This window comes from Kluyvera genomosp. 2 (assembly GCF_036759865.1).
Classification (GTDB): Bacteria; Pseudomonadota; Gammaproteobacteria; order Enterobacterales; family Enterobacteriaceae; genus Kluyvera; species Kluyvera ascorbata_B.
In genome coordinates, this window is sequence record NZ_JAPKIA010000008.1 from 88446 (window position 1) to 104799 (window position 16354).

General features: G+C 55.7%; 16 protein-coding genes. 8 read left to right on the plus strand and 8 right to left on the minus strand.

Features of this window, described 5'->3' with window-relative positions; all coding sequences use genetic code 11:
• Positions 1 to 27: 27 nt before the first annotated feature.
• The 6 genes from V6942_RS10440 to cybB form a co-directional block, all read right to left on the minus strand.
• Complete coding sequence (locus V6942_RS10440) at positions 28 to 1722, minus strand: methyl-accepting chemotaxis protein (RefSeq protein ID WP_333501226.1); 1695 nt, start codon at positions 1720 to 1722, stop codon at positions 28 to 30.
• A gap of 137 nt (positions 1723 to 1859) precedes the next feature.
• On the minus strand, positions 1860 to 2978 hold the full coding sequence (locus V6942_RS10445) for an S-(hydroxymethyl)glutathione dehydrogenase/class III alcohol dehydrogenase (protein WP_182928965.1): 1119 nt from the start codon (positions 2976 to 2978) through the stop codon (positions 1860 to 1862).
• Between the two features lie 23 nt (positions 2979 to 3001).
• Complete coding sequence (locus V6942_RS10450; protein ID WP_106929140.1) at positions 3002 to 3277, minus strand: metal/formaldehyde-sensitive transcriptional repressor; 276 nt, start codon at positions 3275 to 3277, stop codon at positions 3002 to 3004.
• Positions 3278 to 3475: 198 nt separating this feature from the next.
• The gene (locus V6942_RS10455) at positions 3476 to 3628 is read right to left on the minus strand and encodes a Hok/Gef family protein (RefSeq protein WP_106929142.1); all 153 of its coding nucleotides are present in this window, start codon (positions 3626 to 3628) and stop codon (positions 3476 to 3478) included.
• A gap of 342 nt (positions 3629 to 3970) precedes the next feature.
• A complete protein-coding gene (leuE, locus tag V6942_RS10460; protein WP_106929143.1) occupies positions 3971 to 4609 on the minus strand; it encodes a leucine efflux protein LeuE in 639 nt (212 codons plus the stop codon).
• Between the two features lie 72 nt (positions 4610 to 4681).
• Positions 4682 to 5209 (minus strand): cytochrome b561, encoded by a 528-nt coding sequence (gene cybB, locus V6942_RS10465; protein ID WP_182965295.1) that lies wholly within the window; start codon positions 5207 to 5209, stop codon positions 4682 to 4684.
• A 225-nt stretch (positions 5210 to 5434) separates the two neighbouring features.
• Between cybB and gap the strand changes: the two genes are divergently transcribed.
• From gap to V6942_RS10485, 4 genes are all read left to right on the plus strand, one after another.
• On the plus strand, positions 5435 to 6436 hold the full coding sequence (gene gap, locus V6942_RS10470; protein ID WP_064545194.1) for a type I glyceraldehyde-3-phosphate dehydrogenase: 1002 nt from the start codon (positions 5435 to 5437) through the stop codon (positions 6434 to 6436).
• A gap of 117 nt (positions 6437 to 6553) precedes the next feature.
• Complete coding sequence (locus tag V6942_RS10475; protein ID WP_182928975.1) at positions 6554 to 7330, plus strand: isocitrate lyase/PEP mutase family protein; 777 nt, start codon at positions 6554 to 6556, stop codon at positions 7328 to 7330.
• Complete coding sequence (locus V6942_RS10480; protein ID WP_106929149.1) at positions 7314 to 8360, plus strand: bifunctional transcriptional activator/DNA repair enzyme AdaA; 1047 nt, start codon at positions 7314 to 7316, stop codon at positions 8358 to 8360. Before V6942_RS10475 ends, V6942_RS10480 begins: the two co-directional genes overlap by 17 nt.
• A gap of 40 nt (positions 8361 to 8400) precedes the next feature.
• A complete protein-coding gene (locus V6942_RS10485) occupies positions 8401 to 9327 on the plus strand; it encodes an alpha/beta hydrolase (RefSeq protein ID WP_182928976.1) in 927 nt (308 codons plus the stop codon).
• Positions 9328 to 9371: 44 nt separating this feature from the next.
• On the opposite strand, the gene aldA is transcribed toward V6942_RS10485, so the two are convergent.
• Positions 9372 to 10820, minus strand: a complete 1449-nt coding sequence (aldA, locus tag V6942_RS10490) for an aldehyde dehydrogenase (RefSeq protein ID WP_333501227.1) — start codon at positions 10818 to 10820, stop codon at positions 9372 to 9374.
• Positions 10821 to 11093: 273 nt separating this feature from the next.
• On the opposite strand from aldA, the gene V6942_RS10495 reads away from it, so the two are divergent.
• Positions 11094 to 11582, plus strand: a complete 489-nt coding sequence (locus tag V6942_RS10495) for a hypothetical protein (RefSeq protein ID WP_181358027.1) — start codon at positions 11094 to 11096, stop codon at positions 11580 to 11582.
• 45 nt (positions 11583 to 11627) lie between these two features.
• Here V6942_RS10495 and V6942_RS10500 read toward each other — a convergent pair whose 3' ends face one another.
• Positions 11628 to 12422: a YdcF family protein gene (locus V6942_RS10500; RefSeq protein WP_182928978.1), complete on the minus strand. Its 795-nt coding sequence runs from the start codon at positions 12420 to 12422 to the stop codon at positions 11628 to 11630.
• A gap of 361 nt (positions 12423 to 12783) precedes the next feature.
• On the opposite strand from V6942_RS10500, the gene V6942_RS10505 reads away from it, so the two are divergent.
• From V6942_RS10505 to V6942_RS10515, 3 genes are all read left to right on the plus strand, one after another.
• The gene (locus V6942_RS10505; RefSeq protein ID WP_182928979.1) at positions 12784 to 14106 is read left to right on the plus strand and encodes an MFS transporter; all 1323 of its coding nucleotides are present in this window, start codon (positions 12784 to 12786) and stop codon (positions 14104 to 14106) included.
• A gap of 147 nt (positions 14107 to 14253) precedes the next feature.
• On the plus strand, positions 14254 to 14685 hold the full coding sequence (locus V6942_RS10510) for a MarR family winged helix-turn-helix transcriptional regulator (protein WP_333501228.1): 432 nt from the start codon (positions 14254 to 14256) through the stop codon (positions 14683 to 14685).
• Positions 14685 to 16343, plus strand: a complete 1659-nt coding sequence (locus V6942_RS10515) for an MFS transporter (protein ID WP_182928981.1) — start codon at positions 14685 to 14687, stop codon at positions 16341 to 16343. The genes V6942_RS10510 and V6942_RS10515 overlap by 1 nt, the downstream gene beginning before the upstream one ends.
• The last annotated feature ends 11 nt before the right edge of the window (positions 16344 to 16354 follow it).

The following is a 16354-nucleotide window of genomic DNA, read 5'->3' on the forward strand; positions in this document are numbered from 1 at the left end:
CCACAAGGCTACGGGGATTTTTCCTCGTCAGAACGTTTCCCAGTTATCGGCTCCGGCCGTCGCTACCGCTGGGCGCGTCGGCGTAAACGTTGCTTTTACGCTTGCCTTCTCGTGCTCAACGCTTTCGCCACGCCCAATGCGGAACGTGCCTACTGCCTGAGTTAAGCGCGCCGCCTGCTCTTCCAGCGAGGCCGCCGCCGCCGAGGCTTCTTCCACCAGCGAGGCGTTCTGTTGGGTGACGTTGTCCATTTCGGTCACCGCCTGACTTACCTGCTGAATACCCCGATTTTGCTCATCGGAGGCCGCCGCAATTTCCAGCATGATGTCCGTCACGCGTTTAACCGCATCCACAATATCAGTCATCGTCGACCCGGCGCGGACAACCTCATCCGAACCGCGTTCGATAAGCGTAACCGACTCGCTGATCAGCCCTTCTATCTCTTTTGCCGCCTGTGCGCTGCGGCTGGCCAGCGTCCGCACTTCGCTCGCAACCACCGCAAACCCGCGCCCCTGTTCGCCCGCTCGCGCCGCTTCGACCGCCGCGTTCAGCGCCAGAATGTTGGTCTGGAAGGCAATGCTGTTAATTACCGAGGTGATTTCGGAGATTTTCTTCGAACTGGTGGAGATGCTGCCCATGGTGGACACCACGCCGGACACCAGTTGCCCGCCGCGCGTCGCTTTGCCGGAGGCATCCTCTGCCAGCTTGCTGGCATGGTGCGCGTTGTCGGCGTTCTGTTTCACCGTTGCCGTCAGCTGTTCCATGCTGGCGGCGGTCTGTTCAATTGCCGCCGCCTGCTGCTCGGTACGCGAGGAAAGATCGGTGTTGCCCATAGAGATTTCACTGGTGCCGCGATAGATCTCTTCCGCCCCCTGGCGCACCGTACCCACGGTCTTCACCAGCGAGTGCTGCATTTTTTGCAGGTTGGCGTTAAGTTGGCCTATCTCACTACGCCCCGCGGGCTCATCAGCCATGGTCAGGTCGCCGCTGGCGATCTGCGCGATACGCGCTCCGGCACGCTGCAGCGGCAGAATGACCACCCGGCGCAGAGTCGTAAAGGTCAGCAGCGTCATCGCCACCGCCATGACAAAAGCGCCAATCATAAACATCACGCCCAATCGGGTGCGGTCGTGCGCCAGATCGGCCAGCTGGTTCGCGCGTGCGGTACGAATATCAATCACTTTCAAACGAACATCGTTGTAGGCGTCATCCAACGCACGGGCCTGCTCGCTCTCATAGTTGATGATGGCCTCAAACATACCGTTCTTGGCATATTTCAGCATTGGCTTCATCCCCTCAAGATAGGCGGTATAACGCTGATTCATCTCGTTATCCAACGCCCGATCGGCCGGGGTTTTGACGCTGCGATCGGTATAAACCTTGAAACCGTCCTGTGAACGTTCAATCCAGTGGCTGGCCGCCGCGAGGTTCTTCTTCATGCTGTCCATTTCGGCGATACGGCTATCGGCACCGGCGTGGATCATCATTAAACGCGCTTCGCGCAGGTAGTTGGCGCTGTCGGACAGCCCCACACGAACCTGCAGTTCTCGGGTCACATCACGCTGATCGTTATCGGCTTTCCACATAAAGTAGCCCGCCAGTCCAGAGCTCAGGGCAAACAGCAGCAGAATACCGCCCAGAACGGAACTAAAAAACGGCACCAGCCGGATATGGTGTAAGAAACCGATCTTTTGCGCACGGCTCGGCGCAGCCTTGTTATCCATGAGTAAGCTCTCTTGTACTTGAGGTAAGTACTAGAGTCATCGGCTATAGCCGCTAATTTCTTATCAGCAAAGGCGTAAAACGTAAGGCGGGTCACACTTCAGAAAACCAGCGGGAAAACACCCGCTGGTTGATGGCGTTATTTATCGCCGAAATGAATAACGGTACGAATAGATTTACCTTCATGCATCAAGTCAAACGCTTCGTTGATGTGATCCAGCGGCAGGCGGTGTGTGATGAACGGATCGAGCTGAATCTTGCCCGCCATCGCCTCTTCAACCATGCCCGGCAGCTGGGTACGGCCCTTCACGCCGCCGAAGGCAGAACCGCGCCACACGCGGCCGGTAACAAGCTGGAACGGACGGGTTTTAATTTCCTGCCCGGCACCGGCTACCCCGATGATAATGCTTTCACCCCAGCCTTTATGGCAGCACTCAAGCGCGGAGCGCATAACGTTCACGTTGCCGATACACTCAAAGCTGAAGTCCACGCCGCCGTCGGTCAGTTCCACAATCACGTCCTGAACCGGCTTGTCGTAGTCTTTCGGGTTGATAAAGTCGGTGGCCCCCATTTCCCCGGCCAGCTTGAACTTCTCCGGGTTGGTGTCAACGGCCAGGATGCGCCCGGCTTTCGCCTGCACCGCGCCTTGGATCACCGCCAGGCCAATACCGCCAAGGCCAAAGACCGCTACGGTGTCGCCCTCTTTGACCTTCGCCGTGTTGTGCACCGCACCGATACCGGTGGTCACGCCGCAGCCTAACAGGCACACTTTGTCCAGCGGAGCCTGTGGGTTCACCTTCGCCAGCGAAATTTCCGCTACCACGGTGTATTCGCTGAAGGTGCTGGTGCCCATATAGTGGTAAATAGGTTCGCCGTTGTAAGAAAATCGTGTCGTGCCGTCCGGCATCAGCCCTTTCCCCTGCGTCGCACGTACGGCCTGGCACAGGTTGGTTTTACCGGATTTACAGAATTTGCACTCGCCGCATTCGGCGGTATACAGCGGAATAACGTGGTCGCCCGGCTTCAGGCTCGTCACGCCTTCACCCACTTCCACCACCACGCCGCCGCCTTCATGGCCCAGCACCGCCGGGAAGACACCTTCCGGATCGTCCCCGGAGAGCGTAAATGCATCGGTATGGCAAACGCCGGTATGGGTGATTTTGACCAGCACTTCCCCTTTTTTCGGCGGTGCGACGTCAATTTCAACAATTTTCAGCGGCTGACCGGGGCCAAACGCAACTGCAGCACGTGATTTCATAGCTGTCTCTTCCGTTGTGATGATTATTTTAAATAGGATCGTAGCAGATGACCGACCTCAGCCATGCGCACCGCACGCTGATCCGGGGTGGTTTCTCCGCTGACTAGTTCGTCTTTGAGATGCATCTCAACCATTTCGCCCATCAGGCCGTTGGCGGCCCCGCGAATAGAGGCGATCTGTTGCAGTATGGTCAGGCAGGAATCGCCGGACTCCAGCGCGCGCTCCAGCGCTTCAACCTGCCCTTTAATACGGCGAACCCGGGTAAGCGCGCGTTTTTTATCTTCGGGTGAATGTGGCATAGCCCCTCCGGTGATATAGGGGGGTATACTATCATTTTTTATGTGATTGTAAAAAAATGATTTCATTAACGTCAAAAAGATCGGGTTGAGGCGGTAAAACAGGCCCGAGGACAACGAATCTAACGCGGGATAAAGATCGGGTGCGTTGAGGATACCGGACAACAGGAAGAATGGCGGGGATTTCTCCCCGCCTGGCTCTTACCTGGTTTCGTAAGCCATGTGAACCACTATCTCCGTTTCGCCGCTTCGGAAGCGAACATCACAGAGGTTTTTATTGTTAAACAGCAAAGCGCACAAAAGCGTTATACCGATAACGATTAGCGCCAGAAGCGCTGATTTTCGTGGTTCCATAGCCCACTACTCCTTGACCCGAAGGTCTGTAAGAGGCTAGTCTCTATGTTGTAGGGCATAGATGTGGCCTCGGTAAATGTTAAGCGTCCTGCAAGACGCATAATGTTTCCGGGGCTTTCTTCTATCTGCCTTTCGGTCAATGCCTGAGACAAATAGCCTCAAGCACCCGCCAACATTCTACACCCGCCAATGACGTTCCCTACCGCGATTCAACCAGACGTACTTTTTTCGGAAAATGCCAGGGCTGCGGGCGTAGCAGGTCACGCGGGTGATTTTACGCGCGGTGAGAGTAATATCAGGAAGGCCGGCCGGGTGAGCGTCACGCAACCCGGCACAAGGGAATCAGGACTGGAGCGTAGCCAGGCGTGCGGCAAAACCAACAAACACCAGGCCAATCAGGCTGTTGCCAATTTTTGCCAGCTTTTTACGGGTTTTCACGTAGCGCGTCACCAGCGAGCCAGAAACAATCAGGAAGCTCAGGTAGGTAAAGCTGACCAGCTCAAGCGTCAGCGCCAGAATAAAGAACGCCAGCCCCGGAGTTGCCGCGTGCACATCAATAAACTGCACGAAAAACGAGACATAGAACAGGATAGCCTTTGGATTCGTCAGGCTCAGGGTCAGCGCGCGTTTAAAGATAGCGTGCCCCGGTTCCGCATGCGCGTCCTGCCCCGCCGCCTTTCGCTTCAGCGTGCTGTAAAGCATCTTGCCGCCAAGATACAGCAGATAAAATGCGCCAAGGTAGCGGACGATGTTAAACAGCAGCGGCGTGGTTTTGATCAGCGTCGCCACGCCAGCAAAGGAGAGGAACATCAGCACGGCATCGCCAATAAAGACCGCCAGCGCCGCCATGTAACCTTTGCGAATACCGTGCGCGACGCCGGTTTTCAACACAAAGAGGGTATTTGGCCCCGGCACCAGAATAATAAAAATGGCCCCGAGCAAATACGTCCAGTAATTCAGCACGCCAAAATCTGCGAACACCCTGTTCTCCCTGACTCATACGTTTAAAAGATGACGTATGGTAACGCGAAGCCCAGAGAGTTTAAAGCCTTGTTAACGCTTGCGCGGCATCATGCGCAGCAGCGTATTGTCCTTCCAGAAATAGTGATGCGCCAGCGCAGCCAGAGCATGCAGCCCTATCAGCCAGTAGCCGAGATTAGCAAGCAGAACGTGATATTGCTTAAGCGTATCGGCCAGATCGAAATTCGCCTCAGCGGCATGCGGCATCACCATGCCAAACGCCAGCCACGGGTTCCCACGATTGTACATCATGACTAATCCGATAAGCGGCAAGGCAATAAACAGCAGATAGATAGCCAGATGCCCCAGGTGCGACAAACCGGTGATCATCGGCTTTGGTTTCGGCACAATCGGCGGCGCCGGTCGCTTGAGACGAATCAACAGGCGCGCCACCATCAGCAGCAGAATGCTGATGCCACAGGAAACGTGAATCATATTGATGATTGGGCGATCGCTACGCGGGAAAAAACCGCGCAACTCCATGGCGGCGTAGGCCACAACCACCAGCAGGAACACCAACCAGTGGATCGTAATTTGCAAGCGGGAGTATTTGTCGTTCATTGTTGATGACACGCTAAAAATTCACATAAAGACAAAAATAGCCGCCATTCATTAAAAATTCATTAACTTTTTCATATCACTACAAATTATTTTATCACGCTTACATTGCCCTTCAGCCCTGGCTGAACTAAGCCTGGACAGGTGAAACATATCATCCACACTTATTTATCAGCGATTGTTAAGTACCGATATTGGGTAAAGGCCCATCACTGACAGGAGAGTAACATGAGTAAAATTGGCATTAACGGGTTTGGGCGCATCGGCCGTCTGGTGCTGCGCCGGTTACTGGAAGTATCCAGCAGTCATGAAGTGGTGGCGATTAACGACCTGACGTCGCCAAAAGTACTGGCTTATCTTTTAAAGCATGATTCGAACTACGGCCCCTTCCCATGGAGCGTCGATTTCACCGACAACGCGCTGATCGTCAACGGCAAAACCATCACCGTTTATGCCGAAAAAGAGGCCAAAAATATCCCGTGGACGGCCCAGGGCGCCGAGCTTATCGTAGAGTGCACCGGCTTCTACACCTCAACCGAAAAATCACAGGCGCACCTTGATGCCGGGGCTAAAAAAGTGCTGGTCTCCGCGCCAGCCGGAGAGATGAAAACCCTGGTCTTTAACGTCAACGACGACACGCTGAACGCCAGTGATAAGATTATTTCCGTCGCCTCGTGCACCACCAACTGCCTGGCGCCGATGGCTAAAGCGCTCAACGATGCATTCGGCATTGAAGTGGGTACCATGACGACCATTCACGCCTACACCGGCACCCAGTCGCTGGTCGACGGGCCGCGCGGCAAAGACCTGCGCGCGTCGCGCGCGGCGGCGGAGAATATCATTCCGCATACCACCGGCGCGGCCAAAGCGATCGGTCTGGTTATCCCGGCGCTGAGCGGCAAGCTCAAAGGTCATGCTCAACGCGTGCCGACCAAAACCGGATCGGTAACGGAACTGGTGTCGATTCTCGGCAAAAAAGTGACCGCCGATGAAGTTAATCAGGTGATGAAAAAAGCGGCCGAAAACAATGAATCGTTCGGCTACACCGAAGAAGAAATTGTCTCTTCCGATATCATCGGCACCCATTTTGGTTCCGTGTTTGACGCCACGCAAACGGAGGTCACCGAAGCCGGCGGCCTGCAGCTGGTTAAAACCGTCTCCTGGTACGATAACGAATACGGTTTTGTGACGCAGCTGATTCGCGTGCTGGAGAAATTCGCCAAAATGTAACCCCTCCGGCGGGTGCTTAGCGCCCGCCTTTTCTCACAAAATGGTCGTCCAATTTTCGGTTGTGAGCAGGGTTGCCGTAGCGGCACACTCCGTCTGCACACACAACCGGAGACACTCATGGATTTCACTGCCCAACATTATCAACAAAAACCCTTAGTTATCGCCAACGTCTGGGACGTGCCCAGCGCGCAGGCTGCGCAGCGAGCCGGTTATCAGGCGATAGGCACCTCGAGCGCTGCCGTTGCCGCCATGCTCGGGTATCCCGATGGCGAAGCCCTGCCATTTGACGCCCTGCTGTTGATCGTACGCCGCATCCGCGCCGTCTGTTCGCTGCCCCTCAGCGTAGACGTTGAAGCAGGCTACGCCACGACCGCCGAAGATATGACTCTCCATTTGCGCCAGCTGGCTGAGATGGGCGTTGTCGGCATCAATCTGGAGGACAGTCGGGTCATTGATGGCGTGCGTAAGCTTGAAGATCCTGACCTCTTCAGCCAGCGCCTGCAGGCGGTTCGTACGGCGCTGGTCTTCCATCGCTGCTCGCTGTTTATCAATGTGCGCAGCGATGCTTTTTTACTCGGTCTTACCGACGCCCTTGATGTGACACTGTCACGAATAACACGTTATGCTGCCTGCGGCGCGGACGGTCTCTTCATTCCCTGCGTCATCGAAGCACAGGATATTGCGGCGCTGGTTCAGCACACCCGACTGCCGTTGAACGTCATGGCCATTCCCGGGCTCAGCGACTTTACCACGCTGGCAAAACTTGGCGTACGCCGCATTTCGATGGGGAATGCGCTACATAGTGCAATACAACATCGGCTAAACGATCTACTGTTAACCGTTCAGCAGCAGCAGTCATTCGCAGGAGTCTTTAACGATGAAAATTACCGATAGCGCGCAGTGTGATCGCTGGTACCAGGCGCTGCTGGCGCGTGCGTCAGAATATACCGGGGTATTTTTCGTCGGCGTAAAAACGACCGGGGTGTTTTGCATTGCCGTGTGCCGGGCGCGGAAGCCCAAACGAGAAAACGTTGAATTTTACAGTGACTTCAAATCGGCGCTCGATGCCGGTTTTCGTCCCTGCAAAGTGTGCCGCCCCACGGAAAATGCCTGTACCGCACCGCCTTATATTGAGCAGGCGCTGGCGCTGGTGCGTCTGACGCCCAAAGCGCGGATTAGCGATAGTCAGCTGCGCGAGCATCGCATCAGCCCCGAGCGCGTTCGCCGCTGGTTTTTGCAGCATCATGGCATCACCTTTCAGGCGTTCCAGCGGATGCAGCGAGTGAATGTCGCGCTGCAAGAGTTGAGAGGCGGCCGCAGTGCCACTGATGTCGCCTTCGACAATGGCTACGACTCGCTGAGCGGTTTTGGTTATACCTGTAAAAAACTCACCGGCCACTCACCGGCCGCTCGGCAGCAAACGATCGTTATCCACCGCTTTACCACCCCGCTCGGGCCAATGTTCGTTTGCGCTACCGAGCGCGGCGTCTGTCTGCTGGAGTTTGTCGACCGTCGTATGCTGGAAACCGAATTCAGCGATCTTCAGCGTCTGCTGCGCGCGCAGATTATCGCCGGTCAGAACGCGCATACCCGCCTGGCAGAGCGAGAAATCGGTGAATATTTTGCCGGCACGCGCCGCGCTTTTACTCTGGCACTCGATACGCCCGGTAGCGATTTTCAGCGCCGCGTGTGGGCCGCGCTGCGCCAGTTGCCCAGCGGTGAAACCACCCATTACCAGGCGCTGGCGGAGAGTCTGAATCACCCCACCGCCGCACGCGCGGTCGCAGCCGCCAACGGCGCGAACCGTATTGCTATCGTTATTCCCTGCCACCGGGTTATCGGCAAAGACGGCAGTATGACCGGCTATGGCGGCGGCGTTGCGCGTAAAGCCTGGCTGCTGGCGCACGAAAAAACCTGCCGCTGAGGACGGTAACCGCCATAAACACCACACCAAGGAGGAGAAAATGCACGTTGTCACCCAGGAAGATTTGCTGGCGCGGATGGATAAAGCCGCCCGCGCGGCCACCACGTTTTCACTATGGCCCGAAGGCGATGCGCCCGGTGCACGCAATAGCCATGCGGTCCCCGCGCTGGAGGCCGATCACACCGGCCCCAGCGAATGGGATCGTGCGGTAACCGGCATCCGCGCGCCGCACATTACGGTGTTTGAACCCGAACGACCAAACGGCGTGGGTATTCTGGTCACGCCCGGCGGCTCCTACCGCCGCGTCGTGCTGGACAAAGAAGGCACAGCGCTGGCCCCGGAGTTTACCGCGCGAGGCTATACGCTTTTCGTGATGACCTACCGCCTGCCCGACGATGGGCACCTCGAGGGGGCGAATGCGCCGCTGGCCGACGTGCAGCGAGCCATGCGCACGATCCGCAGCCGGGCGGCTGACTGGGGCCTACAGCCCGATAAACTCGGGGTACTGGGATTTTCCTCTGGCGGTCACGTCGCCGCTAGCCTCGGCACCCGATACGAGGAAACCGTATACCCTTCACAAGACACCATTGACGACCTTTGCGCACGCCCTGATTTTATGGCGCTGGTTTACCCGGTTATCAGTATGGACGACGCGTTTGGCCACGCAGGCTCTCGCCAGGCACTGATCGGCCATATGCCGAGCGCTGCGCAACGCGCACATTACTCGCTGGAAAAAAGAGTGACGCCGGAAGCACCGCCCACCTTTATTTTGCATGCTGTGGATGACCCGGCGGTCAAAGTGGAGAACAGCATCGCGCTGTTTAACGCCCTGCATGCTCAGGGCGTACCGGTCGAAATGCACCTGTTTGAGCAGGGGCGGCACGGCTTTGGTATTCGCGATGCGCAGGGTCTGCCCGTCGCGGTATGGCCGCAGCTGATGATGAACTGGATAGCCACTAAAGCCTAGCGACATCTGCCATCCGGCGCAGCAGGTGCCGGATGGCACTCGATTTACGCCCCCTGCGATTGCAGGTAAACCACCTGGGTCTGCAAATATTCGTTCAGACCGTGACGGCCGTCGGCACCACCAATACCCGACTTACGCCAGCCCGCATGAAAACCCTGCATCGCTTCAAAGTTTTCGCGATTAATGTAAGTCTCACCAAACTTCAGCCCGCGGATCGCTTTCATCGCCAGGTTGAGGTCGCGGGTATACACCGACGACGTCAGGCCGTAGTCGCTGTCGTTAGCCATCTTTAGCGCCTCATCGAGCGTATCAAACATCACCACCGGCAGCACCGGGCCGAAGGTTTCTTCATGCATGATGCTCATATCCTGACGCACGTTCAGCAGCAGGGTTGGCGGGTAGAAATAGCCCGGGCCTTGCACCGCTTTGCCGCCGAGCACCACGTTTGCCCCTTCAGCAACGGCCTTCGCCACCTTTTGCTCAACGCGCGCCAATGCCGCAGCATTAATCAACGGCCCCATGGCGATATCATTACGCTCCGTCGGATCGCCGAATGAGACCGCCTTCATCGCTTCGCCCAGTTGACTCACGAAGCTATCGTAAATGCCTTTCTGCACGTACACGCGTTCCGCGCAGTTGCACACCTGCCCGCTATTGATCACGCGGGAATCAACAATTGCCTTCACCGCCAGCGCAATGTCGGCATCATCCAGCACAATGGCCGGGGCCTTGCCGCCCAGTTCAAGGCAAACTTTGGTGATATTTTTGGCCGCCGCCGTCATAATCTTCTCGCCCGCCGTTACGCTACCGGTCATGCTAACCATCGCGACCTTCGGATTGCCCGCCAGTTCCTGGCCCACGGTCTCACCGCGCCCCAGCACCAGGTTAAAGACCCCTTTAGGCAGCCCGATATCGTGAACAATTTCGGCAAAAGCAACGGCGTTATTTGGCGTAAACTCGCTCGGCTTAATCACAATGGTATTGCCGGTAATCAATGCAGGCGCCAGCTTACGGGCTATCAGGAAGAACGGAAAATTCCACGGCAGGATCCCGGTGGTTACGCCCAGCGCACGTTTAAAGACAAAAATATTTTCACCGGCACGGTCGCTTTGCAGGATCTCGCCGTCATAACGACGCGCCCATTCAGCCATATACTCAATGTAATCTGCGGTAAAATTCACTTCCACCTCAGCCAACTGCTGTATTTTTCCGCCTTCGGCGACGATCAGCTTGCTGATTTCCGATGAACGCGCGCGGATGCCGGCGGCAATTTTGCGCAACCACCCTGCGCGTTCAATCGCAGGCAACGCCTCCCATCCAGGCTGGGCGCGTTCGGCAGCATCAATCGCCCTTTTCGCCTGTTCAGCGTCGCCATCGGGGATGCGTGAAAGGCACACCTCCGTTGCCGGGTTAATCACATCAATCCAGCCTTCGCCCTGCCAGTTGACAAACTGGCCATCGATATACATCGGATGTTGTACGGGTGACATCATGAGCTGCTCCTTTCTGCGTGAGTGTTTAACAGGTAAAGATATTGTTAAACACATATACAATTTGGCAACTTTCCCCAACCGGTTCACGCCGTTTATGTGAGGTCACGCGTAAAGATAACGCCGATACGGCACAAATAATAAACTACCGTTCCAGCTTGGTTGAACCTTTGTTTATTACGCAGAGTGTATGATGAAGGATATTATTTTACTTTTGAGTTCTTTCTGAGTTTTATCATGCGTAAAATCGCCAATGCGCTGGTATTTATGTCAGCAATGACGCCAGCTGCGTCGAGCATCGCGAGTGAGTTAAATCTGTATTCCGTGAATACCGGGTCATTCGTTTATCATATGACCGGGAATCACGGGCAATATAATGAGAATTTCAACAACCAATTCTTCTCCGTCGAGCGTAAATTCTCCGCCGAGTCAAAATACAGCGTCCTCGTTGGAACCATGAAAAACAGCTTTGCCGATCGCTGCCTGACGCTGGGCGTGCGCCGCGACTGGTTAAACGGCACGAACAGCAATAAAGGCTGGACCTTTAAAGGCGTATACGCCTATACGGGAGAGTTCTTTTTTGATGCCTTTAAACACTGCGGCGATGAAGGGGCTTACCATACGGCGAAGAAAATCACCGGTGTAGGCTTTTCACCGTATATTTACCACGGGCTGCAGTATAATTTTACCGACAACTTCGGGATTGAAAGCGGCGTGATTTTACCGTCGATATTTGTCGTGAGCATGCAGTGGAGTTTCCGCTAAGCGGTATGCCCCTCCGGCGTCGCTGCGCCTGGCCGGAGAGACTCATTATGCCATACGGCGGCTCGCTAATATTTGCTGTAGCTGCGGGTCGGCGGTTAACCGCTGCCACGCGGCCTCAACGTCCTGCGGAATATCGACATGGGCGATAAATCCCTTTCCTTGTGGACCATAGCCGTCTGCATTGTCGCGCAAACGCGGCAATTCGCCCAAAATCAACGATAAATAGCGCGCTAGCGGCCAGACGCCATTGTCCGGCTGCCGCCAGAGAATGCCCTGCGGGGTATAATCCACCACGGGAAGGTAACCCGGGTAGCTTAGCCAGCGCGGCGCGTACTCAACGCCCTGCCAGACACGGGCAAAGGTCGCCATGGTACGGCGCTGCATCGTTGGGTCCTGCACCACCGTGGCACTGGCTACGCGGATGCCCTTTTCTTCCATCACCTGGCGGGTAAACTCCGCGTTCTCACCGCAGTTGGTCGACTGCGCCTCAACCACAATCCGCGATCGCGGGATTTGCCAGAAACGCTGGGCGATTTCCGCCAGCAGCACCGCCTCCGGTTCGCCCTGGGTGGCAATGCTGCAATAGCGCGGATGATGGACGATGGCGTCATAAAGAAACGACGTTGAGTGGCCAATGCCGCCGCTAATCAGCAGCGTTCCGCCATGTTCGCTGACCAGCCGACAGGCGGCGTCAATGGTTGGCATAACCGCGTTACCCGCCAATACGACCAGTTGACTCTCCGCAGCACAGGGGCGTGCGGAGAAATCATCCTGCGCCAGCCATCCGCCGAGAAGGTTGGCATCCTCAACCGAGGTTTCCGATAAATGTAACAGACTCATCGCGCGCACAACTCCTTTTAATACAGGCTCACAGAGTGCGGAAAAGCGCCTCATCGCAGCCAATTTGTAACAATAATGAAATAACCAGAAACGTCTAAAAACAATGCGGTTGCACCTGAATAATCCGCTATTAAATCAGATTTTTTCAGTATTTAAACCCAACAAATCCGCAAGCCACAGTTCCAATTAATGAAAATGACTCTCATTTTTACTCACAAATTTCAATACCGCGCTTGCCAAAAATAACGCACATATCTAATTTGCTTAACAAACACACAACCTTTTTCACAATCCAGGTTGCACCCACAACATCAAAAAGGTGACACCTGATTTTAACCCAATGTGGCGGGAGTTATTCTTCATGACAATACAAGAAAGCAGCACCACAATCCTGAAAAAGAATAAAAGGGTTTTGATTGCTAGCCTGACGGGCAGTTCCATTGAATGGTTTGATTATTTTCTTTACGGCACGGCTGCCGCATTGGTGTTCAACAAGATCTTTTTCCCGATGGTTGACCCGGTCATTGGCCTGATTCTCTCGTATCTCTCTTTCTCCCTGACGTTCTTTATTCGCCCGATCGGCGGCGTGATTTTTGCCCACATTGGCGACCGTATTGGCCGTAAAAAAACGCTGGTGTTAACCCTGTCGCTAATGGGCAGCGCAACCGTGATGATAGGCCTGCTGCCCACCTACGATCAGATTGGTATCTGGGCACCTATTCTGCTGATTCTGATGCGTATCATTCAGGGGATGGGCATTGGCGGCGAATGGGGCGGCGCGCTGCTGCTGGCCTACGAATACGCGCCGGAAAAACGTAAAGGTTTCTTCGGTAGTATTCCACAGGCGGGCGTCACCATCGGTATGCTGATGGCAACGTTTATCGTCTCGCTGATGACGCTGTTCAGCGAAGAACAGTTCCTCTCCTGGGGATGGCGTATCCCATTCCTGATGAGCGCGGTACTGGTGCTGATTGGCCTGTGGATCCGTAAAGATATCGATGAAACGCCGGAGTTCAAAAAAGTGAAAGCCTCCGGTAACGTCGCCAAAGCGCCGCTGCGCGAGACCTTAACTCATCACTGGCGTGAAGTGGTTATTGCCGCCGGGCTCAAGGTGGTAGAGACCGCGCCGTTCTATATTTTCTCAACCTTCGTTGTCAGCTATGCCACCACCACCTTGACCTACCAAAAATCACAGGTGCTGGAAGCGGTGACCCTCGGAGCCCTGGTCTCCACGGTCATGATTCCGCTGATGGGCCTGCTTTCCGATAAAATCGGCCGTCAGCGAATGTATGCTATCAGCGTCGTGCTGCTGGGCCTGTTTATCGTGCCATGGTTTATGCTGCTCAATACCGGCACCACCTGGGGGATTATCGTGGCAACGGTGATCACCTTTGGGGTGCTGTGGTCGCCGATCACCGCCGTACTGGGTACGCTGTGTTCGGAGATTTTCAGCGCTAACGTCCGCTATACGGGCATTACGCTCGGTTATCAAATTGGCGCTGCGCTGGCCGGCGGTACCGCGCCGTTAATCGCCACCGGTTTGCTGGCGAAATACAACGGCGATTGGGTGCCGGTTGCCTGGTATCTGGGTGCGACCGTGGCTATCTCGCTGACGGCGATTTTCTTCGCCAGCCGTCGTAAACGCCAATCCGAAACGGTTAACGCACAAACCAGTCAAATCTAATGCGGTCCCCGGGCGACGCCATTGCGTTCGCCCGGGCTACCCACAAATAGCAACGTTCTACTAACTTTTATTTTTCACATTCTCTTGAATTATGGGTTCCGGCGAATCTAAAATCATTAGAGCTCTAATGATTTTAACGATGATGCCATGGATAACCGCCAGCTGAATTTCTCCCATCTGCTCTATTTGACCGCTCACCACTGGCGGCTTGCCGTCGACCGTCGGCTGAAAGCGCTCGGCATGAGCCAGGCCAGTTGGGTTGCCGTTGCCAGCATAGCCCGTAATGAACGGCCGCTCTCGCAAACGGAACTAGCGCAAGAGCTCGGCGTGGAAACGGCTACCGTGGTGCCGCTTATTAACCGATTGGTCGCCCAGGGGCTGGTCGAACGCGTCCTCACCGAGCAGGACAAACGCAAACGCCTGCTGATTGCGACCGAGCAAGGGCTCGCGCTGTATCACCAGGTCAAAGCCGTCGCGGATGCGTTACGAGAAGAAATTCTGACCGTCCTCACGCCGCAAGAGCAGGCACAGACGTTCGATGTGCTGCTCAAGCTGCTGCGTGAAGTGGAGAAGAAATAATGGCTCCTCCGCGCCGCGATCCCTACGCCCCTCGCGACTGGGCACCGCACGAAAAACCGGCCATTCTCGGTTCCCCCTCAACCCCAATTCACAGCACGCCCAGGCGTATTGCCTACGGCATCGTTGGCCTGCTGGTGTGCCTGACCGGTGCGTTGGGAAATGCGGTCGTCACCGCTAATTTGCAGAATTTACAGGGCTCGTTCTCCGCCTGGTCAAACGAAATCGCCTGGCTACCGGCGGTGTACGTGATGACCAACGTCTCCATTAATCTTCTGCTGGTGAAGTTCCGCCAGCAGTTTGGCCTGCGGGCGTTCACCGAAGGCTTTCTGGTGCTGTATGTACTGGTCACCTTTTTCCATTTATTCGTTAACGATCTCAGCTCCGCGCTGATGGTGCGAGCCGCACACGGCATGGTGGCTGCCGCGCTTAGCTCGTTAGGTATTTACTATCAGGTGCAGGCATGGCCGGCAAAGCATCGCCTGAAGGCGTTGACGATCGGCATTACCGGTTCGTCGCTGGCGATCCCCCTCGCCCGGCTGTTCTCAACCGAACTGCTACAAATTGACGAATGGCGCGGGCTGTATTTCTTTGAACTGGGTCTGGCGCTGGTCTCGCTGGCCTGCGTGATTGCCCTGAAGCTGCCGCCCAGCGATCGTAAAAAGGTCTTTGAGAAAAAAGACTTCATTACCTTTCTGCTGCTGGCCCCCGGAATGGCGCTGGTCTGCGCGGTGCTCTCACTTGGCCGCCTCGACTGGTGGTTTGAAGCGCCGTGGATCGGCTGGTCGCTGGCTGGCGCTATCGTCCTTATCGTCAGCGCTATTGCGTTCGAACACAACCGCAGTAATCCGCTGCTGAATACGCGCTGGCTCTCCAGCGGCAGTATTCTGCGTCTGGGGCTGATTATGGTGCTCATCCGTATTGTGCTGGCAGAGCAAAACACCGGCGTCATCGGCTGGCTCCAGTATGTTGGCTTGCAAAACGAACAGATGACCACGCTGGCCTGGTCGATTTTCGCCGGTATCATCTGCGGCATTGTCGCCAGTTGCCTGACGCTCAACCCGCGCCGCCTCTACTGGCCAACCGCCACCGCGCTGGCGCTTATCATGGCGGCTTCGCTGCTCGACAGCCAATCCAACAGCCTGACCCGGCCGGATCAACTGATGCTCAGTCAGTTCCTGCTCGGTTTCGGCAGCGCGTTTTTCCTTGCCCCGGCCATGCTGGCGGGCATCGGCGGCGTGGTGGCTGACCAGCGCAATCTGGTCAGTTTCTCGGTGCTGTTCGGCATGAGTCAAAACGTTGGCGGCCTGCTGGGCTCGGCTATTCTCGGCACATTCCAGACCTGGCGTGAAAAATTTCACTCCAGTCAGCTTGCCGATCAGTTAACCACGCTGAACCCGATTATTAACGAACGTTTGCAGCAGTATGCCCAGCAGTATCAAAGCCAGATAGGCGACAGCGCACTGCTTAACGTACAGGCCAGCTCACTGCTACAAACCGCCTCAACGCTGGAGGCCAATATCCTCGCCTACAATGACACCTATATGCTGACGGCCGCCATTTCCGCCGCCACATTATTGTGGGTGTTCTGGCGTTTGCTAAGACTGAAAATCACTGCCCATATCGCGCTCAAGCGCGCCACGGGCGGCAAGTTACCTTAAGAGAGATCGGA

Bases quoted from the DNA above. Each gene is read 5' to 3' on its own strand.
- V6942_RS10445 (WP_182928965.1), bottom strand. From the start codon at position 2,978: ATGAAATCACGTGCTGCAGTTGCGTTTGGCCCCGGTCAGCCGCTGAAA.
- V6942_RS10480 (WP_106929149.1), top strand. From the start codon at position 7,314: ATGAAAATTACCGATAGCGCGCAGTGTGATCGCTGGTACCAGGCGCTG.
- V6942_RS10515 (WP_182928981.1), top strand. From the start codon at position 14,685: ATGGCTCCTCCGCGCCGCGATCCCTACGCCCCTCGCGACTGGGCACCG.
- V6942_RS10450 (WP_106929140.1), bottom strand. From the start codon at position 3,277: ATGCCACATTCACCCGAAGATAAAAAACGCGCGCTTACCCGGGTTCGC.
- V6942_RS10510 (WP_333501228.1), top strand. From the start codon at position 14,254: ATGGATAACCGCCAGCTGAATTTCTCCCATCTGCTCTATTTGACCGCT.
- V6942_RS10455 (WP_106929142.1), bottom strand. From the start codon at position 3,628: ATGGAACCACGAAAATCAGCGCTTCTGGCGCTAATCGTTATCGGTATA.
- cybB (WP_182965295.1), bottom strand. From the start codon at position 5,209: ATGAACGACAAATACTCCCGCTTGCAAATTACGATCCACTGGTTGGTG.
- aldA (WP_333501227.1), bottom strand. From the start codon at position 10,820: ATGATGTCACCCGTACAACATCCGATGTATATCGATGGCCAGTTTGTC.
- V6942_RS10505 (WP_182928979.1), top strand. From the start codon at position 12,784: ATGACAATACAAGAAAGCAGCACCACAATCCTGAAAAAGAATAAAAGG.
- V6942_RS10500 (WP_182928978.1), bottom strand. From the start codon at position 12,422: ATGAGTCTGTTACATTTATCGGAAACCTCGGTTGAGGATGCCAACCTT.
- V6942_RS10475 (WP_182928975.1), top strand. From the start codon at position 6,554: ATGGATTTCACTGCCCAACATTATCAACAAAAACCCTTAGTTATCGCC.
- gap (WP_064545194.1), top strand. From the start codon at position 5,435: ATGAGTAAAATTGGCATTAACGGGTTTGGGCGCATCGGCCGTCTGGTG.
- V6942_RS10440 (WP_333501226.1), bottom strand. From the start codon at position 1,722: ATGGATAACAAGGCTGCGCCGAGCCGTGCGCAAAAGATCGGTTTCTTA.
- V6942_RS10495 (WP_181358027.1), top strand. From the start codon at position 11,094: ATGACGCCAGCTGCGTCGAGCATCGCGAGTGAGTTAAATCTGTATTCC.
- V6942_RS10485 (WP_182928976.1), top strand. From the start codon at position 8,401: ATGCACGTTGTCACCCAGGAAGATTTGCTGGCGCGGATGGATAAAGCC.